This is a genomic window from Pseudomonas paracarnis (assembly GCF_904063055.1).
GTDB lineage: Bacteria > Pseudomonadota > Gammaproteobacteria > Pseudomonadales > Pseudomonadaceae > Aquipseudomonas > Aquipseudomonas paracarnis.
Window position 1 is genome coordinate 70,573 of sequence record NZ_CAJFCN010000004.1, and the last position, 20,054, is coordinate 90,626.

Consider the following 20,054-nt stretch of genomic DNA (forward strand, 5'->3'; position numbering starts at 1 on the left):
AGGCCTGAGAACGTGTCTCGGCCGAGCAGGAAAGATTGAGTTGATGAAAGAACCAACGTACGTAGGCCTGAATCGGTCTCCGCCATTTCGATCGCATTCGCAAATGTCTCCCCCCACTCTGCCCATGAAGTCATCATGTATCGTAACCAATTCGCGATGCTTGTTTCGTCGGTAGCAACGTGTACTACACACTGCGCACACAGGTCATTGCGCAGGCGACTAACGAGAGCAAGCTCCGTCTCAACGAATTGGCCGTAAAGAATCACTAGCCTTGCAGCTTTGATCGTGTAGAGCGCATCGATAGAGTCAGCAATAACGATATCGGCAATGCTGGCATCAGGACGCCAGTTGATGTACTTCTGAACAGCTCCAATACGCTCGTAGGGAAAAGGATTCAGGCTCGTTACTATAGGCAATCCCTGTTGCGACCTCGGGACAATGGGAAAGCGCGGCCTAGCATTTCTCTCCCACTCCGGAAACACATGCCCCGGCCCGACCAGTTTCGACATCTCGAGAGTGACAACTCCGACCGTTTCGGCACCATCTGGCCAGCCCCAGACCGTTCTCACCACCTTGATCTTCAGTGATCCCTGCCATAGCAAATCACAGAAAGCCCGACCCAGTCTGAGCGCCCGCTGCGGGTCAACCCACTGATCTGCGTCCATCACGCTTGAGTCCCCGCCCCACCTAACGGGACTGTGACGCGGCACGGCTCCTTGCAAGGAGTACAAAGCTTTCGATGGGTCATCCCACCAGGTCCAGTCGTCCCTTTCAATCAGGATGCCGAGCGCAGCTCGTACTGCAGGGCCTAGAAGAGCCTCCTCTTCGCCTAGCCACAGGACATCTCTTTGATACCTATCCATCTTTAAGTCCATATTACCTAGGGTTCATCCTGACTGAACGGTTGCTTCGAAGGTCAACTAACGGACTGCTATTTAATGGAAGTCTGGATCGTAGCCATCTTCATTATATTCCTGAATGAGCGACTGAGATGGCCTCACACCCACCTCAACGTTAGCCCAATCTCTTACGCTTTTTGCGACACCATGAAAACCGGGAAAAAGCGTTGATCCATCAACTCCAAGTCTCGAGCAAAGGTCTAGTAAGGTGGGGGCTTCCTCAATCGGCAAGGTCATTTTGACAAGTGGCGTATGGCTCCCTGTCATGCTGTAAATCTCATCCACATCCTCCAGCGCTTCTACCTGATACAAATCGTCTCGGTTATATCCTTTAACCTCATGTGTGGTGAATAAGCCCGACTGAGCAGCCTGATTTTTGCTTGTTCCCCCGGGAGTCCTAATCACCTTCACTGTTTTCCAGTTGGTCGCATAAGTGGTGTCTAGAGCCCAAACTGCCAGTCTCGGCATCTGCCTGCTATCAATCTCAAGGTTTGCCGATGAAGCAGCGAAGTAACAAGCGACATAGCTTCTCTCAGTCCAGTCCAGGAGGCGAGTAGGCACATCGTAGTGTTGAGCTACGGCCATGATTTCGTATAGCTGCGAAGGTGGCCAAGATATATGCTCACTTTGGAGCGAACCCCAACCATCGGCAAGTGTTCCGCTCAACTGTTCGGTGTAACCCGGAACATTCAATCCAGAGCGATTACAGCCAATCAGAAATTTCCTTAAAATCTCCAGCTCAAATGCCACTTGCCCAGCCGTTGAGGCATCTAACATCCTCCTTGGCGAGCCATATGCGAACGAGCCTGTTCCACGCCTGCACACTGATGGTGTCAGTTTGTACTCATCACTTGGCTGACCTCTAAAGACGAATCTTCCAACATCCCAAACAGGGTTTAGAGGGGACAAGTGTTCAAGCAACTGACGTGCAGTGTGGAACGGTATCTCTGCTGGTTGTGCCATCGTTCCTTGACTCCGCTTCCGTTTGGCGATTTCTAGTGTAATGGCATTTTGGTATGCAGGCTATTGCCGTTCACTTAGGCCATGGCCGCCCTTGAAGGGATATGAAAAGCAGCACATTCGTGCCGTTTTGTCAGGGTCGATTACGGCTTTTTGAAGCGTTACGGATTTTGGAGAAAACAGTTGTTAGGCCATTGCTGAACGGCCTGCTCGTGGCTGACAGACGAAATGGATGAGCATCTGCTATGGTTCGATACACGCAAAGTATTGGATTCAGCTCCATGATTTTTGCCGGCCAACAAGGCTAAGCGTGTATGACGGCGAGGGTGAGACAGCGTTTTGTCCTCGGCGTATCGAACTTAGAACGTGGTCAGCCAAATTTCTGTGCGCGCCGCGATAATTCCATGATGCTTTGGTAGCGAAATTTTGGTTTAAAGGTATTTTTTGAAGCTGCCAGCTGAAACGCTAACCATTAGTCCGAGCGCTGTTGCGCTCGGAAGTAGGACGACGAGGGGGCTGATTGTTACGGGAATCGCTGGATAGATGATCCAAGGCAAGACTAGCAACGGAAGCATCATCATTTTGGCACGATGGTATATGAAACCAGATTCGCGGCCAGCACCGAACCTACGAAGGTCGCGACGCACCAAGCCATCCACCAGCCCAGTGAATCCTGCCATCAAGAATAGCGGTAGGGTCAGCGTCAAAATCAGCAGCCTTGCCAGAAATGTGAGCGTTGCGTAGACGGCAGCCAGCCCGTAATTCTCGACCTGTACATAGGCGACGCCAATGTAGTACTGCAACCCACCATCACTGGCACTATTCTGCCTGGCCTGTTCTGATGAGTATGTGATCCAGTCGATGATGCCGGTTTTTTCAAAGCACCATTCGTAAGCAGCGCCAATAATCTTGCGGGCCGCGAGGTTTGGGTCGTGGATCAGTACGCTCTGCTTGAATGACGTGGACAGCCATTCCAGTTCGCTATTGAGCATGCCCCTAGAGTGGTGCCAGCCATCTTGCTCCCAAAAAAAATACAATCCAATCCACTCCGTCACGATGCTGAAAGTCAGTGAAACTAAAAGGATTCCAAGCAGGGTGAATGGCATGCCTACCGCTTTGCTGATCCAGCCCTGTCGGCGGTACTGCTGTTGATTTTTGGCGGTATCCGATGTGCTTGCCATTAGCTCGTCCCGCTCAGTGAATGGTCATGTGGCAGTGTTCAAAGCAGACGAGGAGGGGGCCTGCGACAGGATCCTCTATGTGGATGTTGCTGGGATTGATCCAGTTCGGTTTGAGACCCTCATCTCGTAGGTGATCGAAAAGTACATGGCCGTCGTAAATGCCCAACCTGGCGTAGGTCAGCAGATGCTGTAGTTCCCCCGAAATCTCCCTGATCGTAGGTGCCATTGCTCGCAGGTTGATGAAGCGCAACATTGTGCGTGTTGGCCCTCTCATGGTTCAGCGTTCCTTGTGACGTATGGCTCAACAAAGTCTTTAAGCAGTTCGTTTGGTATTGATTCATCCAGCGGCCGGGTGCTGCTATTGGTCCACCATTCGCCGCCACTGTCGACGTAGCTATTGCGCATCGCTTCAACAAGTGTCTGAAGATCCTTTGGCATTAATTCATCCGAATCAGGTGCAGGTAGGGGCATTCGAACCTTCCAGAGATTCCCACCCTCAATCAGCGCAAATGCTTGGCCTTTGGGCAGGCTGACGATATGTGCCGGCTCAATGAGTGGGACGCTTGTTGAGCTCACTCGGTCCTGAGTGTTGCTGGTAAAGTCAGTGTTACCTGATGGGTCTGAGCTGTCAGTAGCGCCGCTCACGAGTGTTGTTGAGTACACATCAACCTTGGGGAGCTGCTTGGTCAGCAGCTCGGCCGTCGCCGTTTCGCGTACTCTAAGCATGAACAGGTTGTTGAAGTTGCCAACTACTTGACCTGCTTTGGCACGGTTACCAACCTTAGCCTCGATGTCGCTGAGGGTTTGGGTGTAAGCACTGACCCGAATGCCGGCGCCGCCTCCTTTGTTTACCATCGGGATGAACTCATCACCCATCAATTCGTTGAATTCGTCGGCATGCAGGTTGATCGGGATTTTTTGTTCATTCGAGGCGCCAGGCAGCCCGTCATCAATGCCAAATTTGTAGATGTGGCCAGCCACAGACACAAGGTCTGAAAACATCGAGTTCCCGACTGCTGCAGCCACCTCAGGATCCGACAAGGCATCCAAGCCGACGTATACGATGGCTCGCTTGCGGATGATCTGTATCCAGTCGAAGATTGGGCGCGGGTCATTCAAATCTGTGTAGTCGGGTGAAAGCAGTTCTGCCATACGGCCGGTGGTCAGCTTTTCTAAGAGGGGCAGCAATGACGCGACGATCTTGTCGAAGTAGGTCTTGTCATACCTGACTGCCGATCGCAGTCCATCCATCACTGGATCAGCTACGCGAGTTTTAGATAGGTAATGATCAATCGCGACTACGCGCTTTTGGCGGCCACGCATATTGAAAGGCGTATTCTTTTCGTTGAGGGTGCCTTCGATGTTCACGATTGACTCCCAAGCTTTGGTGTCATGCTTGGCAAAGTAATAGCCGCTGTACTCGACGAATAGCGCATCGATATTGATCACGTGCTGCTGGATTTTGATGTAGTCAGGACGCACTCCAAGCTCAACCAGAGCACGCGCAATGATGTTCACGAATCGCCAGGCGAACTCGCGGAATGCGGCGCTATTGCCTTCACCTGAAAGCTGTCCAGAAATCCTACTGGCAACCTCTGAAATCCTGCCGAAACGACCGATTGCGTTGTACCGAGAGGAAAGCTCCGGTCTGCCCAAATGAAAGATGTAAAACTCGCCATCGCGCCCTACGCGTTTGGCTTCTATGTACATGCGTTTCAGCAGTTCCGCGTCATCCTTAGGATCGAACACAATTACCGGTTCGAACTCCTGGAGCCCATCAACCCATTTTGTACGCCGTATATCCTGCGTGATGAACAGCTCTGCCAGACGGGTCTTTCCTACCCTGGTAGCCCCCAAAATCAGGCTATGGCCCACGCGCTCTCCCAAGAGAAGTGAGACCTCGACTTCATTGGGCTCAACACCGTGTAAACGTGCAGAGCCGCCTACAGGAGGAAGAGGGCGGACAGGGTTAAGTGGGCTGTCCCAAGAGGTGAGTTTCGGAATAACGCTCAGCGGGAATCGTGCATATTCCATGCGCTCCTCGATGCGTCGTGCAGTCTGGAAGAGAGCGGTGGGGTCGACATAGCGCCGAAACTCGGGCCTATAGGTTTGCATCAGTCGTTGGGTATGTCGTTGCTCCCACTTGAACCCGATGCCAATGAACAGACGTCGGTTGCTGACAGGAACGTTCTTGCTGGTCATGACATAGCGGGGCAGGCGCCGGATATTGCGGCGATAGCGCAACACAACCAATGCTTCGCGCAGGCGGATGCCGCCCAGACCAAGGAAAAAAAGGGCAGCGGCTATTCCGAACTCCGGAGTAAGCGCCAATGACCATGGCGCAAATACACTGAGGTACGCCCCAACGACGCACACCGCCACGGTGTAGAGCTCAACTGCAGGGCGCAGCAAAGCTTCAATGGTGTGTGATTGGGCCATGGTTATTGTTCCATGCCTGTTGCAGTGATCAGCAGAGGGTAGTGTTGAATATTTAGCACCGAGGCGAGCTCGTCTGCTGACGCAGGCACCATCTCAAGTCCCGAGCCTATAGCCCGAAGCAGTGTCAGCGCTTCCAGGCGTTGAACGTTGACTACCAGTCCAACGGCACCCATTTCGCGAAGGAATGACGACCGTGCTCTCAGCCAGCTTCGGGAAAGCTCGTCGTCACCAATCAGAAAAAACGGCGCTAACCCAGGAGTATTTGTGGCGCGGTACAGCACTTTACCTGGCGTCAAACGCTCAGATACCACGGGCAGCATGTCGGCTTCGCTGTAAGGTTCCGTCCGAATAGTTGGAAGTGACATGGTGTGTAGGGCGGGGGAGTCGTTGGAGAAATTCAACGTGCGGTAGTAATCGCGTCTCGAGGTATCTCTCAGGTCCTCAACCACGGTGTGTTTTGCGCAGGTGACAGTCGAAAGTAGGAGCGAGAGTGTTCCGATTATGAGGTTGGCTTTCATGGTGCCTTCATTCCTTGAAGTGGTGGTTGGGTGATTCGAGAGAGATGTCTGGAAAACGATGCGCGATAGCGGGCAGCGGCCGCTCCACCGGCCGGGCGATGGTAGCGGCCGGCTGCGACGACCCAGTTGTTGTCAGTGGTTTTGCGTTGTTGAAGCAGCGCGCTCGCTACTGCCAGATTCCGGTACGGGTCTAATGCTTCACAGGGATGAGTAAAATACTCACCGTTCCAACCAATATTGATTTGGCCCAATCCCGCATCTACCGATTTCGCGCCCACTTCATAGATGGCTAATAAAAGTGCATCGCACGCGCTATCCCTATAGGCAAAGCGGTAAGGTTTGCCAGCGACATTCAAGGTCCACGGCCAGGGGATAAATACACCCCGTATAAGCGTGCCGCTTTCCTGCAGGGCAATTGCATAGAGCACTTCTGCTGGAACGCCAGTGCCGCGTGTCGCGAGGTGGTAAGCGAGAGGAGGGAGTTCGGATGCGATCGCGCTGGTGAGCCCCATGCAGCCGCTCAGAAGCCATCTGCTTAGGGCTAGTGCCGCTGCCATTGTCCATTCACCTGGCGCATGAGCGCAGGAAAGCTGCCCTTATCACCGATGCGAAGCCAGCGGCCGGCGTCATGGTTCAACGTAATGTCGCGACTCCGAACCTTCTGTGAATCAATCCCAGCACTGTTGGCCCAGCCGCGGATCACTTCATCGTTGTTGCCAGTGCCAAGCACATAGAGATCGAATTGATGGCCTGCAATTTGGAGGCGTTGAACCCTCTCAATACATCCCTCGCATTGAAGCGAAACGAATACGGCCAACCTGGTAGTAGTGACGGCAGGGGATGCCAGCGTAGGGGTGTTAGAGCCAAGAAGATTTGCTATCAACAGGTTTGGGTAGAGTCGAGTGAAGGCGTCGTTATAGGCGTTTTGATAAGCAAGCAATTTGGTTACACGGCTGTACTCTGCATGTGCCTGCATCTCGGTGTAGCGCTTTTGCTCTTCGCTATCACGGGCCTCGATGCCCAGTGCTGTAAGGGGGTCTATCCCAGGCGAATAGGTACCCAATGGCCCTTCCATCAGGTGCCGGTAACGGCGCCACTCTTCCGCTTTAAGGTTCCATGCTTGAGCTTTCGACTGTTCGAGTGGAGCAATGAGCGAAAGCTCATCAGCGCTGTGTTTGGCAACTGACGGTCGCTCCTGGGCATGTGCACGAACGTAGTGAACAAGGCACAGGCAAATAAATAGGCCTAGCGAAGTTGATCTCATCGTTCACGTCTACCTGATCTGAGCAGTGAAAAACTTGCCATCAGGACGCCTAAATTGAGCCTCCGCCAATGCTAGCGTTTTAACTCTCCAGCCCATGAACGAGTGGCTGGGACGAAGCAATTCAACGTTGGCTAGATGGGATAGGTCCATAGGTGAGACGGCTAGAAAAAGCTCGTTACCACGAGATTCAACACCCAAGATTTGGAAGGGGGGTGAAGTATCTCCAGTAGTGTTTTTTTTTCTAAGAGGGGCAGGGGATTGGCTGATAACGCCGGGCCGAACGGTGGGTGCTGGACGCGCCTCGATAGCGGTTTTCAACGTCAGTATTTGCGCCTGCATACTCTTCATGTCTGCAGCAAGCTCAGCCAGTTCGAGTTGCAGTACTTCAATGTCAGGGGGCTGCCGCAAGGTTTGACCTAGCTCCTCCAGCTCGAGGCGTATTTCGCGATTGCTCGCCTGTTGATCGGCTGAGGTTGCGAGACTCATTTTCTTCAAGTCATCAACCAATGAGTCAACCCTATCGATGTCTTCCTGGAGGCTAGTTAACTGTTCGTTAGAAGGGTATTGCTGCATCTCAGAGTTAAGTGTCGAAAGCTGCAGTGCCAGGTACAGCGAGGTACAGGCGAGCAGTATCAGTGCTCCGTTTTGGACAGAACTCAAGACTGCGATACGTATCATTGGTCACCTCTGGCAGACTGCAAAGTCGTTGCTGGTCGGATCATTAATGGCCCAGGCTCGATGCCTGTATCCGTATGTGCCTTAAAGCAGACGGTTCTCGACCGTTCATTGGTCTCTAGCTGCCACGCATAACCTGCTAGCGTGATGAGCGCATCGCGTAGAGAGATTGGTCCTAGGTGGTTATGCGAAGCAGGTAGAGGGTGGGCGTAGAGCTGTTGAACCTCTTCATCCCCGGGGCAAAGGCGGTAACCAGAGTGCCGGAGTACATAGTCCATTGCCTCTTTGACCGTTGGGGAAAGATTCGCGGGGATTCGTATGTCGACAATCTGGCTCAGCAGGTCTATTTGATCGGCTTTCGGGGAAGTAGATACGAGGGTGTAACGGCCATAGCGAATCGCCGCTGCCTCATCCCGTTGGTGCAGCTTTGGATTGACTACATTGGCAACGGCTACAACCTCTTCGGTTTCAGAAGCCTTCTTTGCAGAAACATCGGATGTCACGCATCCGGTTAAGAAGGCTGCGAACATCGGTGCAATTATGGCTTTCATTGGCCGGTTCAGCAGGCAATGCATGCCGGTGTCCTCGTGAGCGAAAGAGACAAGGTGGCAAACCGAGTCACTGAACGCTGCACGAAAACTGATATTGAGATTGGCGGTTTAGATATTGCGTTAGCCTGGAAGTCGACTCACTCAAACCCCTTAGTGTCGTCACAGCTTTCAGCTTGAAACGTTCATCTATGGTGCGTGCAGATCCGCTCCGGAACCGAAGCTACTGATTTGCCACTTATTGTCCTCACTTGCTTATCAAAGGGGTAACACCATGCAAGGACGAAGCAAGTTAAAGCATCTGTGTGTCTTGCTCATTCCACTCATTGCCGCTTGTACGACACCCGATCGAGCACGTGAATTTGAGGTCGGTCCGCGGTTACAGTCAGAGCAAGTTGGGTCTTTTGATAATTGCTCAGTGGGCTGCCCATCAGGCGGCAGCCCTGTGACGTTGATCCGACAGGCTTACACGCTTAACAACAATGGCTCGACCAAGTTTGCCAATTGGGTGTCGTACAAAATTACAAAGGCCTCGCCGGCAAGTGGACGCCCTCGTAACTGGAGGACTGATCCGGATATTCCTGCGGGGGAAACGCTTGACCCCGTGGACTATAACGGTGCGAACGTTGCCCTCAAGATTGACCGCGGGCATCAGGCAAACCTCGCCTCCATGGGCGGTGTTCCCGACTGGCAAACCCTCAATTATCTTTCAAACATCACGCCTCAGAAATCAGAACTCAACCAAGGTCCCTGGGCTCGTCTGGAGGATCAGGAACGGAATCTCAGCAAGGATCCAACTATTGACCAAGTCTATGTCGCTACCGGTCCCCTTTATGAGAAGTTCATTGGGACGCTTCCAGGAACGAACAAGACTCACACCATTCCGAGCGGATACTGGAAGATCATTTTCGTGGGCACCTCACCTGAAAACGGGCTGTACGCATCGTTCGTGATGAACCAAAACACACCACGAAGCGCCAGTTTTTGTGCTTTTCAAGTAACAGTTGCGGAGATCGAGGAGCGTTCAGGCCTAACGTTCTGGCAGGGTTTGCCACAGCCTGTACAGGATGCTCTGAAGTCTAAGCAGGGCCAATTGCACAGTCGCCTTGGATGTAAGTAGTCATTGAGTGGGTAGCGAAAGGGCTGAAGACCTTTGTCAGCCTTTTCACTTCCTTGGTCGTGAATAGCTGATGTGCATGCAATCGGTAGCGCTAAACTCCATCAATCTGAAACGAATGCCATGTGCCTTTTTTCAGCTTCCGCTGGACCAGCTCTCGATAGGCATTCGGGGAGAGGTGATCATTTCGTCTGTGTCGGCGCTGATTGCAAAGCTTGCAAGCGGCCGAGATATTCCAACCATGATCTTTACCACCATCTTGCTTAGCCAGCAGGTGCTCTGCCGTGCATTTCATGTGCTGAGCCTGTGTGATGGTACATCCATAAAACTTGGCGTACCGCAGTGCGGAATTGACCCACATCGGATAGTCGCAGTAGAAACAGCGGCCTTCTTGCCGGTAATAAGCATAAGAGCGAGATTTAGCGAGAAGGGTGCACACCGGTAGCTTCCTGACTGTCAGATAAACTTTTCACTCCAAACCTCGCGGCAGCGGCGTGCTAAAAAATCAGCAACCTATAACTTGGTTCTGCCGTGCATCCTTGAGGCAATTTGGGGCCCAGGAGCGGGCATCAGAGAGAGGTGAAATGAGCCGTCTAAGAGCCATGCAGGCCACTTAGACGGTTGATTGGTCATGCATCAAGCATGGTGTGTCACGATCAATATTCGCTAGGTAAAAGCAGTGTGGTGACGCTTCTGTCCCGTTCAGTGATGATCCAAAGCTTTTTTTCGTCTGCTGCTTCAATTTCGTATGCCGAGAACAGACGCTCGCCGTATTGAAGCGCTTGTTGGTTGCTCAGCTTGTCTTCGTCGCATATCTCACCCCAATCACCCGCCAGGTGGCGATTGAGGTATGAATGGACGTTCAAATGTCCCTGTTCGATTAGTGTGTGGACCCCATGGGTCATCATGAGGGCACCTGGCTCAAAAAAGACGTCTGGAGCCTTTAGACCGGCAGAGCAGCTTTCACGTCTGAGCATGATGCGTAGCGTGGTAGGTGCGTCCTGTTCATGCTCGACGATCAGCCGAAGCTCCAACCAATGACGATCAACTCGATCACGGTTTGGAAGAAAGCGGTACAGGCCGAAATCGTAGAAAGGCTCAACCGCGTCTACTTTTTCGGTTCTGTAGAAGAGGCAGGTGTAGGCAGCTTCGAGGGTGTCGCCTAAGCGGCTGCCCAAGTCTCTGAAGCTCGCTGGTTGCTCTAGGTAGACAGCTTCATACCAAGCGCACTCTGTGAAGACGACTGGCAGTTTGAACAGTTGGGTTTGCAACGAGGTGAGGTTTTCGATTTTCATGTGTCTCTCCGAAAAAAGCCCAAAACGGAGAGACACGCCGCCCGTACGGGGAGTGTTCCCCGCATGGGCTGAATAGGTATGAATCAGGACACGGACATGGCCGATGTCTTAAAGCTAATAGGCCACAGGTTGGTTACCGATGGCTGGAGGTGTCGCGATAGATCAAGGAGTGACGACTTTCCCGTAAACCTCGTAAAGGCTCTTCAAAATGGGGAAGCCAAAACAAAGAACCAGGAGCCAGAATTGCCAACGAAGCACCGTTATGTTTGATTCTAGTTTTGACACTGAGCTTTGAAATTGACTGGCTTGGCGTTCGACCAGTGTTCGCAAATCTGCACCTTGCTCCTTAATCAAGGCGGTGAGGTCAGTGCGTAATGCAGTGATCGAACCCTGAAGGTGCGACTCGGTACGCTCTAAGTCGGATATTGAAGCGAAATCTTTCACATCGTCCTCCCATGCGTCTACAACAGCTTTAGCTTTGTTATTTGGCACACTGATGGATGTCAGAGCGTCATATAAGGCAAGCGATAGTTTCATCATGTCTCCTGCGATTGGCAAGTGACGTAGAGACCCCACCTGACGGCAGGTTCCCGTCACAGTGAGGGTTGGTGCATTCGGTCGGCGAGAATGTCGACGACTGTTCGCGCTACCGAATGCTTTGCGAACTGCAGCTGATCAACGCGGTTAGCGTCGTGACCTTCAGGACCAAGGTCACCTAGGTTGGTGCTGTCGACGACAGCGATCCAGCTCAAATAGTCGACTTAAACGTTGTGATGATCCAGTCAGACATTTCCTAGAGTCTTGTAGGGGGCGTATGGCGTGACTGCTTGCGTCAAATGTCATGTCCTTTTAATCTCATGGAGCGATCCCCGTATGTTTTTGCCCTTTCTTCAGGGAAAGTTGGCCGTTTGAATCGGCCCTGGGACACCATATAATACAAGGCCTCCAGAGATTTCTTGTTTCTTCGAACTAGCGCCATGCATGGGTGCAGGGCGGGTGCATAAGGAGTGCTCTCAGGCAGTAGAAAGCCCTCCGTAGGATGACCTAGTGGAGCTTTTTTACGCCGAATTGGCTCTTGTGCAGTGGATGATGCTAACAACGAAACGGATTCCTAGCGAGGATGCTGAAAATGGCTCTGAAGGACCCAGAAGAGTTCACGTACGAAACCGCTGAACAGCTCTGGTTGGCTTTGTCGCCAACGAATCAGTTCCGCGGCGGTTTGGAAAATTTTGTTTACAGGGGACAGGGTGATTCGACCTTGCCGCTTTTGCCGACTCTTCTTAGATGCACCAACCGCCTGCCCATTTTCCAGGACCAAATGGTTCACGCTGGAGATATGGTTTTCCACGAGCGTGTAATTCTCAAGAGGTTCGTGAAACATTGCGACGCTGTCGGACTGCCCATCCCGCATGACTCTTCTGAGCTTAGGGCCTCGCTTGATGCGAAGAGAGGCTTCAGCTTTGACAAACACCCGTCGCTATGGCCTCTCCCGGCTGCATTAAATCTGATTGCGATGGCACAGCACCACGGTGTTCCCACGCGGCTTCTCGATTGGACAACTAAGGCATACACAGCTGCATATTTTGCCGCCAGCTCTGCACTCAATCGATTTGACCGATGGACTCCCGAATCGAAACTTATTATTTGGGCACTGGACAGGCTTTCGCTGGATATACATCCGGATATTGTGCTGCATTACTCGCCAGGATCCACCAGCCCTCATTTAGCTGCTCAGGGAGGCTTGTTCACTGTGCATCCTTCCGTGGGACCGGAGCTTAGGTTTTATCCGATTCGCGGGCTCGACGAGCATCTCCGGGATGTTGACTACAATCCATTCATTAAGATGACCCTGCCTGTAAATCAAGCTCCTGAGCTTTTGCGCCTCTGTAGTATTGCAGGGTTCAATGGTGCGAATGTATATCCAACTGCAGATGGCGCAGGCAGAGCGGTGCTAGACGACATCAACAGTTTCGCGGCTTACACAGTGCTTGAGACTTTTGATATTAAGTAGCAAGACTTTTCACTCTTAGGACGGTAGTTGTTGAGCATTTGGCGTGCCGTGCTGTTGCACGAATCCCCAGACCAGCGCCGAGCAATTCAATGATGCGTTTGTGCAAATCCTCATCGACCGGTCGCCCTTGGTACTTACCGGTGGCCTTGGCCTTCTCAATACCCTGCGCTTGCCTATCGCGGCGCTGGTCGTAATCTTTGCGGGGAATAGCGGCCATCATTTCCACTAGCATCGAGTTGATGGCGCACAGCATTCGACCGGTGAACTCGTCCCCCTTAGTGTCCTGCACTCCCTAGTGGCTGGTCGGAAGGTCTAACGCGACGATACGTAGGCCACGTAGGTTTAGCAGGGTGCTGTATACATACTGTACAGAGCTCACAAAATCCTGTCCGGTATTATTTTTAGTTTGCATATTAATATTGATATTTTGCGATGATTGTGCGTGAGGTGTTATGTGGTTGGGGTCGGTGGGTTTATTGTAATTCCTCCCGCTTCATACAACTGATCTATATAGTTTTGTGGGTCGTCTTCTGGATTCATTCTGCCGACAAAACTTAAACTTATGAAGGTTATTTTTACATTTGTTTCAGGTAGAGGCTTGATCAGTGCCGTTGCTTTTAAAAAATATAATGAGAAGTCAGTATATTGGAGTCCTTTCGTGACGTATCGAGATTTGATTACGACAGGTATGTTGATTCTTGTGAATTGGATGTTACCGTCTAAGGGTTTGTGTTTTTCTAGTAGCATATTTTCTAGTGTAAGCAGCATATCTCCCATATATAAAATTTGTCCGTCAGCTTCAATGGGTGAGGGTGATTTAATTATTGAGGAAGGAAAAAATGCCTCTCCTTCAAGGAAAAAGTTTTTTTCCGATATCGTTTTTACGGCGATATGTGTATTGTCATTTTTATCAAAAACACCTTTGAGGACTAGTAGTTTTTCCTGCAGACTTTGGGTTGCACTTATCTTGTATGTTTTCCATGAGGCTATAGTGCTGACTACCGAAAGTATGAGCGCGAAGAGCGCGACGTATAAGGTGTACTTTTCTTGCGAGCTCTCAATTTTATTTTTTTCTTTCGGATGTTGAATGGCTGTCAGCTCCTCTGATTGTGATTGGCGCTGTGGAGTAGGAAGTAGGGTGTTTTTTTTGCGTCTTCGAGTCATTTCAACAGTCTTAATATTTGTTGTTGGCTTATTCAGCCTTCTGAGACAGGTATGCCGGGCCGAGAGGCCCGACGTATTTAAACATGATTATAATTGGAATCTGTCTTGCCGCGTCAGCTCAGCCCCTTGCATCTCGCCCCGGCTCATCTTCAGCAACCCTGAAGCGCCAGTATCGATCTGGCTTAATCCAGACCACAGTATCTAGAGTCAGCTTGCGGAAAGCAGCGAGCACCCCTTTGCTGATGACCTGATTACCATCGGCGTTTTCGGTTAGCAAATCTTCACGCTTTGCTTTCACCAGGTGATCTACGACATCGTCTTGGTAGATGCACGCTTCATTGTGAATCTTAGCTAGCATCCAAACCGCAATCGAGTCGGCGTCCATCAATTCACCTTTTCGTCTACTGTTGTAGCTTCCAAGCTATCTGGAAAAAACTCTCCCTGCTCAAGCTTCTTTCCTGCGAACCATTGGCAAATGAATGCATCGCTAATCTTTCGATATCCCTTCACTGTCATCACTGGGCCACCCGACTTCAGCTTTACAAAGTCTCCAGTAGCAAATTCATTCCCTTCAGCCATGGCTCTGAACCCTTTCTATTTGAGGGGTAATTCCCTTGAGCGAAAGTACATGTAATGGCTATTTGTATTCAAGCGACAAAGCTTGCGAGTCCGTGCAAGGTACAAACTGTTGAAAGCACTTGGGTGAGACCAAAATGTCACGCAGCTCGATAACTTACTGAATTTTAAAGTTTTTGTAGAATTTTAATCTGGAGATGAGCTAAATACTCTGAAAAAATTTGCAGGAGCCCCTATGTCTATGAGAGGCGATCTATCGACTCCACCAGCAACACGCCCCCTCTTGCGGGCATCCTGAGCAGGCGCAGCAGCTCAGGTCAGTCGGCGGTGGAGCCGCTGGCCTTCTCTAGGTATACGCCCGCAATGACTTTGTTGTGATCGCTGGCGAATTGCTCGAGCGAGGCACGGGCGCGGCCGGCGCCTTGTTCTTCGGCGGAAGTTAGGCGTCACGCACGTATGAACTTGACGGATTCCTCAATCAGTTAGGGCTGCCTGAGTTGCACCCGTCGATAAAGTGAGATTCCTAAGTAATGTCTATTAACGTCCAGGCATGAGGGAGAAGCCGACGCCCCGGAGGGCGTCTTGATCAAGGTTAGAGCCAACCGCATTCAGCAAAAGAAAATGGTGTGCCTTCTCCGATGATGAAATGATCGAGTAGTCGTATGTCCATGAGTTCTAGTGACTCTTTCAAATGCTTGGTGAGCCCGCGATCTGCCTGGCTAGGGTTGGTGCATCCAGAAGGATGATTATGAGCAACGATGATAGCCGCTGCGTTCATAGCTATTGCCCGTTTGGCTATTTGCCTCGGATAGATAACGGCTGCATTGATGGTTCCGTGAAAGAGCACCTCAAATTTGATGGGTCTGTGCAAGCTGTCCAAGTAAATGGCAGCAAAGACCTCATGCTCCATTTTTGCGATTTGTAGCTTCAGGTAGTCCGCTACTTCCTGAGGCTTTTCAAGCTTGGGCCCTCGAGTAAACAGCCGCCGATCGAGCACCTCTAAAGCGGTGTTGATCACCAGGTCCTCATCCTCACGGCATTGGATCGGTAAAACAGTCTGCCCGACTTGGGTGTTGGAAACACTCATCAAAACCTCGTTAATAAGTCACGGAGGTTCGCGTTCCCAGAGGGAATCGTGTTCCCCCAGAGTTAGGTGTGGGCGCCTGTGAAGGCGCCTTAGATAGGTGGTCGATCAGTCTTCGCTTTCAGCAGGCGCTGAGCGGTCCATGACAATGTCGGAGGAGGCTTTCTGTGTGGTTTCCTTGGGCGGAGCCCTGAACACAGTTTTGCCGTTGATTCTGAGCATGGAGATGTAAAGCAACCGGCCTTTGAGGCTCGCGCCTGGCTGACCTTTTTTATCCCCTGTTTGGTAAGTAAAAGGTGATATCCAAATATCACCTATCGTGAAACCCACCAGGACTTTGTCGCCCGAGTTAATTTCTTCCTTGCAGTGACGAATCAGCATATCCGCTTCAGCGCCAGTTACCCGACAATCGATATAGGTGTATTCCGCGTCATGGGTGGCACCGTGCAGCGCAGCCACGGTGACCGCCATAAAGGGTTCAGCTTTTCGAACGCGAACCTCACGAGCCCGACACAGATAGCCGATACCGCGTGTGTGCAGGTCGAAATATTTGGTTTCGTTAGTGAACGGTTGAGGCATGGGTTTCTCCGTTTTACATCGAAAACGAGAAATCACTCGCCCCAGGGGAAGATGATTCCCCGTTGGGTGGTGTGGTAAGCATTCAACGTCGAAAGCACTGACGTTAGGCCGCATAAGAATGAATGCGGGAGCGGCCGTTTGTTGATCGACGCACACTGTGGGCGCTGCAGTTTTCTCGATCAGAACTGCCTTTACCATGTTGCCGACAACGTCAGCAGGCACACGGGAAGGATGAGAATGTCAGTAGGCTATGTATAGTGGTGGATGTCGATACAGGTTGTAGGAGAGATCATCCTCGTGCCGCTCGTCTTCGATACATAGCACCGCTAGCCTACCCAAGACTCATTCTGTTTTCGCCCCAACTGCACGAACATTTCTGAGTTCTTTCGCAATGGCAGTAGCTTGCTGTAGAGCCGTGCGGTCAAGGAAAGAGGCATTCAGATCAAAGGTAATAGCGTCATCGTCGTAGCTTTCCTTGATCGAATAGGGGCCGAACAAGATATCAGTCATGCCTTCAACATGCGGTTGAAAGCGTGACAATGGATTGCGGCTGTCGTCACCGTTATGAATCGCAATTGCGGAGCCGTTGTCGCTATACATTTCCCAAAGGGTGGCTGGGTTGCGTTCGCCGCTGATCCACTGCTTAGATTCGGTGAGGTTCCCCTTGTCCACCAGGGGAACACGCATGAGGTAGTTCACCACGCCTGGTTCCTCAATACGATAGAACGGCGCCCTGTAGTCCGGCTCCGTACTCAGTACACAATCAATCCCCACCTGCACATCAAAGAATGCCATCTGCCCAGCATTTGCTCGGACGTCATACAAAAGGTCTAGGAGCTTTGGGTTGTCTTGGTCTCCCTCAGAAGGGCAGAACGTATAGCGGCCCTTGATCACTGGCATGGCTATCAAATCAGGCGTTACTGCAGTGACTGTAGGCTCCGGCACATGAGGAACGATGCTCACCGGTATTTCCTTAACTGATTCCTTATCAGGTGCAGGCAAGCTAGATTTTGGGGCATCTGCGTCGTCGGCAGGGGGAGACTGCCATAACGCCCACAGAGCTGGTATGGAATAGCCTGATAGTGTTGCCAGGTTGCTAGGCAGCGTAGTCACAGCGATTAACAAAGCAAGCCCAGCAAGGGTTCGTTTACCCCAGGACGGTTTCGATTTGATGACCTTAGTCGTCATCGAGGACCGGCCGCGCAGCTTGAGAATATGGCTACGGAGGATGAGCCATCGCATGCGTAAACGGTCCCGCGTAAAAGCCGTCTGATCGACAACGCTTGATGCTCGGCAGCAACTTGCGTAGTCCAGAAATATGCGGTCAAGCCAGTCACCTTGAGTGATGTCCGCTGGGCTATCGAACACACCCCAGAGGATAGGTTTGACTGGGTTTGGATAAAGCGCGTAGGGATAAATGAAGACTACGACATGACCGAAAGTCGTGTCCTGAGAGACCACTAAAGCTGCACCACCCTCTACCTGGATCTCCTTTTGATCTTTGATTGAAAGAGGGTGGTTACCAGCCCATAGCTGCACCATTCGCCGGTCATCAATTTTCAGGACGTAAAGGTGCTCAAAATAATCGTGCCTGGCCTCTTGAGCGTGAGCATTCATCTTTTGCTCGATCACGGAAGCATGAAGCGCCCAAGTCCGCATGCGGGTCTGCGGTGTTGCCTTTCCAGCAAAAATACTCATCAAACCCTCAAAAGACTTCTTACGCTTTATAGCAACGGGGATCTCAACCAATTTGCAATTCGCGAGAGCCGCTAACGTGCATAGAAAGCACGTAGGGTTTACGAACATCGGAGAGCGCTGCTACATCCGGGCGGAAGCCCAAGCAGCAAAGGTCAGGCACGCTTGGTTCGTAGGGCAGCGATTGAAAATCGCCTCGAAAGAGACATGCAAATCAGTCAGTCAGACTCACCAAGTATGAAGGATAGCGACGGCCGGAGCTAGGCCGTCGCTGGTTGAGGTCAGTTGTTCAAATTACAGTTTTGAGTTCTGCCATACGCAGGTAGTGGATTGCCTCATGCTCAACGTGACGAGCATTACCAGAGATCTCCCCAAGCATCTCTAGCAGCCACCCAAGGTTGCGAATGTGTAAATCATCCAATTCTCCGACACAGACACCGATTGCGGCGCCTACTGCACTGATGCCAAGTTCAGCTGCCAGTGCTGAGTTAGCAGCTCCAGCTTTCAAGACTTGAAGCCTTGCGACTTGATCATCGGTAGGTTGGGCGTTGGGGTTCAATGCTAGTGCTGAAAACTCAGTCAGCATGTCGGGGAGGAGGGCAGTGATTGAGGGCGAACTCATCAGGATCCCTCCGAGGCGTTCATCAAGTCGCAAAAATCGTTGTGCGCTATTTCACCGATGAAGGTGATGGCCGAACAGATAGCGCTTTCGCCTCCTGAATCTATCTGCGGTGGGTCTGCACAATCTTTATAAGCTGCGTTGTTCGACAGCACTTTGGAGAGCTCGATAATGGTCAGCAACTGGTTCTCTAGGCGATCGGGAAGGGTTTCTACTCGGCTCATCAGTGCACCTCGTCCTTTGCTTGACCAATCACCTCTTCGAACTGGTGCTGATAGTCCTCGTGCAGGCAATCCAGTCCCCCTGCCTGGTCCATGCAGAACAACTCGCCCATCCGTGGCATGTGAAAGGCATCGGACTGCTCGCTGACGATTGTCTTCAGTGCCTTGAAATTGGCCTCAGCTGATTTCAGCGCTTGGTGGGCGTATTCCAGTGCGCTCAAGGATTCGTCCGTAATCGAAATCATCTTGTTGAGTGAGGTATTCATTGAGCACCCTCCCGATGTGTTTGTTTTGTCGTTGGTATACGGCTCCAGGTCAGCGTTGAAACGGTTTCAGACACTCCATGTATTTCTTGCCGGGCCTGTTCTTGGTCGGCGTCGCTAAGATAGGTGGGGTTATCCGCTGTTTCCCATGCCTCAGAGATCGCTCGTTCTATCTCCAAAGCTAGGCACTGGATTGCGCGAAGGTATCCTTCCAAATGTTCATCTCGGATAGCACAGGAATGTGGTGAGATATCGCTTAGGATGGCGTTGGTAATCAATACATCAGTGAGCGCACTGAGCCCCTGAGAGGCATACATAAGCCGCTCAGCTTTTGGCATATAAATCATTTTTCACCGCCTTGGCGGTTGCCGAATTCGACGCTAGCTGTAGTTGCAATCAGCAGTGCTTGTGAAGCTTCTATCAGAAAATGCAGGCCGTATACTTCTGTTGGGCGCGTTTTACCCTCCATCATCTGTTCGCAGAAGCTGGACGCGGCCGCCAACAGACAGTTAGAGGCATTCAATGCGTCGATAACAGGTGCACCAGGGAGCACCTGCATGAGGAACTCTTCCTTGGGCAAGCACCTGTAGTGGTGGAAAGAATAGGCGGTGGTTAGCAGTTGCTCGTGCGTAATGTGGGTCGTAGCTGGACTGTTCATTTCACACCTCCGTCAGTTTGTAGGCTGCGAGCGATGTCGAATTAAAAGTTTGACTGTTCGCGGTCTGAGGCACCTGTGTTCAAGAGCCCCGATTTGCTCGCCATTCGAGCATAGGAAAAACAAGCGAAATCTTCACGAATACAGGCTCTGGAAAATTCGCAAAATCGCTGCAGAAAACGCCTACCGTTTTGATGGAAAACTGCCGATTGTAAGAAGGGAGAAAGCCACATTTTCTTCCTGCGAAATCTCCTAGAAATACACGTGCATTTTTAAACGAATGGATCAGGT

At 51.4% G+C, this 20,054-nt stretch carries 24 protein-coding genes and 2 pseudogenes; 2 read left to right on the forward strand and 24 right to left on the reverse strand.

Annotation, left to right across the window (positions count from 1 at the left end; genetic code table 11):
- Window positions 1-935: 935 nt before the first annotated feature.
- From JMV15_RS10040 to pilL2, 8 genes are all read right to left on the reverse strand, one after another.
- Window positions 936-1,862 (reverse strand): FRG domain-containing protein, encoded by a 927-nt coding sequence (locus JMV15_RS10040; RefSeq protein ID WP_235991938.1) that lies wholly within the window; start codon window positions 1,860-1,862, stop codon window positions 936-938.
- Window positions 1,863-2,290: 428 nt separating this feature from the next.
- Complete coding sequence (locus JMV15_RS10045) at window positions 2,291-3,040, reverse strand: TIGR03747 family integrating conjugative element membrane protein (protein WP_201491407.1); 750 nt, start codon at window positions 3,038-3,040, stop codon at window positions 2,291-2,293.
- Between the two features lie 270 nt (window positions 3,041-3,310).
- Complete coding sequence (gene traD, locus JMV15_RS10050; RefSeq protein ID WP_201491408.1) at window positions 3,311-5,479, reverse strand: type IV conjugative transfer system coupling protein TraD; 2,169 nt, start codon at window positions 5,477-5,479, stop codon at window positions 3,311-3,313.
- A gap of 2 nt (window positions 5,480-5,481) precedes the next feature.
- The gene (locus JMV15_RS10055) at window positions 5,482-5,997 is read right to left on the reverse strand and encodes an integrating conjugative element protein (protein WP_201491409.1); all 516 of its coding nucleotides are present in this window, start codon (window positions 5,995-5,997) and stop codon (window positions 5,482-5,484) included.
- Window positions 5,994-6,509, reverse strand: coding sequence for a lysozyme family protein (locus JMV15_RS10060; RefSeq protein ID WP_408003967.1), 516 nt, complete (start codon window positions 6,507-6,509; stop codon window positions 5,994-5,996). The genes JMV15_RS10055 and JMV15_RS10060 overlap by 4 nt, the downstream gene beginning before the upstream one ends.
- Window positions 6,510-6,538: 29 nt before the next feature.
- Window positions 6,539-7,261, reverse strand: coding sequence for a TIGR03759 family integrating conjugative element protein (locus JMV15_RS10065; protein ID WP_201491411.1), 723 nt, complete (start codon window positions 7,259-7,261; stop codon window positions 6,539-6,541).
- A gap of 9 nt (window positions 7,262-7,270) precedes the next feature.
- Window positions 7,271-7,939, reverse strand: coding sequence for a hypothetical protein (locus JMV15_RS10070; protein WP_201491412.1), 669 nt, complete (start codon window positions 7,937-7,939; stop codon window positions 7,271-7,273).
- Window positions 7,936-8,511 carry a PFGI-1 class ICE element type IV pilus protein PilL2 gene (gene pilL2, locus JMV15_RS10075; RefSeq protein ID WP_201491413.1) on the reverse strand — a complete coding sequence of 192 codons (576 nt, stop codon included), beginning with the start codon at window positions 8,509-8,511 and terminating at the stop codon, window positions 7,936-7,938. The genes JMV15_RS10070 and pilL2 overlap by 4 nt, the downstream gene beginning before the upstream one ends.
- Before the next feature lie 247 nt (window positions 8,512-8,758).
- On the opposite strand from pilL2, the gene JMV15_RS10080 reads away from it, so the two are divergent.
- Window positions 8,759-9,604 (forward strand): DNA/RNA non-specific endonuclease, encoded by an 846-nt coding sequence (locus JMV15_RS10080; RefSeq protein ID WP_201491414.1) that lies wholly within the window; start codon window positions 8,759-8,761, stop codon window positions 9,602-9,604.
- A gap of 91 nt (window positions 9,605-9,695) precedes the next feature.
- On the opposite strand, the gene JMV15_RS28625 is transcribed toward JMV15_RS10080, so the two are convergent.
- From JMV15_RS28625 to JMV15_RS10090, 3 genes are all read right to left on the reverse strand, one after another.
- Window positions 9,696-9,962 carry an HNH endonuclease gene (locus JMV15_RS28625; RefSeq protein ID WP_328822003.1) on the reverse strand — a complete coding sequence of 89 codons (267 nt, stop codon included), beginning with the start codon at window positions 9,960-9,962 and terminating at the stop codon, window positions 9,696-9,698.
- A gap of 295 nt (window positions 9,963-10,257) precedes the next feature.
- Window positions 10,258-10,896 (reverse strand): hypothetical protein, encoded by a 639-nt coding sequence (locus JMV15_RS28315; protein WP_235991939.1) that lies wholly within the window; start codon window positions 10,894-10,896, stop codon window positions 10,258-10,260.
- Window positions 10,897-11,058: 162 nt separating this feature from the next.
- Window positions 11,059-11,433 carry a DUF1640 domain-containing protein gene (locus JMV15_RS10090; protein ID WP_122734487.1) on the reverse strand — a complete coding sequence of 125 codons (375 nt, stop codon included), beginning with the start codon at window positions 11,431-11,433 and terminating at the stop codon, window positions 11,059-11,061.
- Between the two features lie 592 nt (window positions 11,434-12,025).
- Between JMV15_RS10090 and JMV15_RS10095 the strand changes: the two genes are divergently transcribed.
- On the forward strand, window positions 12,026-12,907 hold the full coding sequence (locus JMV15_RS10095) for an FRG domain-containing protein (protein WP_201491415.1): 882 nt from the start codon (window positions 12,026-12,028) through the stop codon (window positions 12,905-12,907).
- Here JMV15_RS10095 and JMV15_RS10100 read toward each other — a convergent pair.
- The 13 genes and pseudogenes from JMV15_RS10100 to JMV15_RS10155 all read right to left on the reverse strand — a co-directional run.
- Window positions 12,900-13,253 (reverse strand): annotated as a pseudogene (locus JMV15_RS10100) (helix-turn-helix domain-containing protein); the annotation flags it as partial. The gene JMV15_RS10095 and the pseudogene JMV15_RS10100 sit on opposite strands and share 8 nt — an antisense overlap.
- Window positions 13,254-13,357: 104 nt before the next feature.
- Complete coding sequence (locus JMV15_RS10105; protein ID WP_201491416.1) at window positions 13,358-14,071, reverse strand: hypothetical protein; 714 nt, start codon at window positions 14,069-14,071, stop codon at window positions 13,358-13,360.
- Window positions 14,072-14,189: 118 nt separating this feature from the next.
- The gene (locus JMV15_RS10110; RefSeq protein ID WP_201491417.1) at window positions 14,190-14,456 is read right to left on the reverse strand and encodes a DUF6953 family protein; all 267 of its coding nucleotides are present in this window, start codon (window positions 14,454-14,456) and stop codon (window positions 14,190-14,192) included.
- Window positions 14,456-14,650, reverse strand: a complete 195-nt coding sequence (locus tag JMV15_RS10115) for a YodC family protein (RefSeq protein ID WP_201491418.1) — start codon at window positions 14,648-14,650, stop codon at window positions 14,456-14,458. Before JMV15_RS10115 ends, JMV15_RS10110 begins: the two co-directional genes overlap by 1 nt.
- Window positions 14,651-14,889: 239 nt before the next feature.
- Window positions 14,890-15,084, reverse strand: a pseudogene (locus tag JMV15_RS28320) (recombinase family protein); the annotation flags it as partial.
- A 155-nt stretch (window positions 15,085-15,239) separates the two neighbouring features.
- Window positions 15,240-15,734 (reverse strand): RadC family protein, encoded by a 495-nt coding sequence (gene radC / locus JMV15_RS10120; RefSeq protein WP_201491419.1) that lies wholly within the window; start codon window positions 15,732-15,734, stop codon window positions 15,240-15,242.
- Window positions 15,735-15,839: 105 nt separating this feature from the next.
- On the reverse strand, window positions 15,840-16,310 hold the full coding sequence (locus JMV15_RS10125) for a DUF3577 domain-containing protein (RefSeq protein WP_201491420.1): 471 nt from the start codon (window positions 16,308-16,310) through the stop codon (window positions 15,840-15,842).
- Window positions 16,311-16,652: 342 nt separating this feature from the next.
- Complete coding sequence (locus JMV15_RS10130; protein WP_201491421.1) at window positions 16,653-18,008, reverse strand: hypothetical protein; 1,356 nt, start codon at window positions 18,006-18,008, stop codon at window positions 16,653-16,655.
- A 286-nt stretch (window positions 18,009-18,294) separates the two neighbouring features.
- A complete protein-coding gene (locus JMV15_RS10135) occupies window positions 18,295-18,627 on the reverse strand; it encodes a hypothetical protein (RefSeq protein WP_201491422.1) in 333 nt (110 codons plus the stop codon).
- Window positions 18,627-18,848, reverse strand: coding sequence for a hypothetical protein (locus tag JMV15_RS10140; RefSeq protein WP_201491423.1), 222 nt, complete (start codon window positions 18,846-18,848; stop codon window positions 18,627-18,629). The genes JMV15_RS10135 and JMV15_RS10140 overlap by 1 nt, the downstream gene beginning before the upstream one ends.
- Window positions 18,848-19,111, reverse strand: a complete 264-nt coding sequence (locus JMV15_RS10145) for a hypothetical protein (RefSeq protein WP_201491424.1) — start codon at window positions 19,109-19,111, stop codon at window positions 18,848-18,850. The genes JMV15_RS10140 and JMV15_RS10145 overlap by 1 nt, the downstream gene beginning before the upstream one ends.
- Window positions 19,108-19,455: a hypothetical protein gene (locus JMV15_RS10150; protein ID WP_201491425.1), complete on the reverse strand. Its 348-nt coding sequence runs from the start codon at window positions 19,453-19,455 to the stop codon at window positions 19,108-19,110. The genes JMV15_RS10145 and JMV15_RS10150 overlap by 4 nt, the downstream gene beginning before the upstream one ends.
- Window positions 19,452-19,766 (reverse strand): hypothetical protein, encoded by a 315-nt coding sequence (locus JMV15_RS10155; RefSeq protein ID WP_201491426.1) that lies wholly within the window; start codon window positions 19,764-19,766, stop codon window positions 19,452-19,454. The genes JMV15_RS10150 and JMV15_RS10155 overlap by 4 nt, the downstream gene beginning before the upstream one ends.
- Window positions 19,767-20,054: the final 288 nt, after the last annotated feature.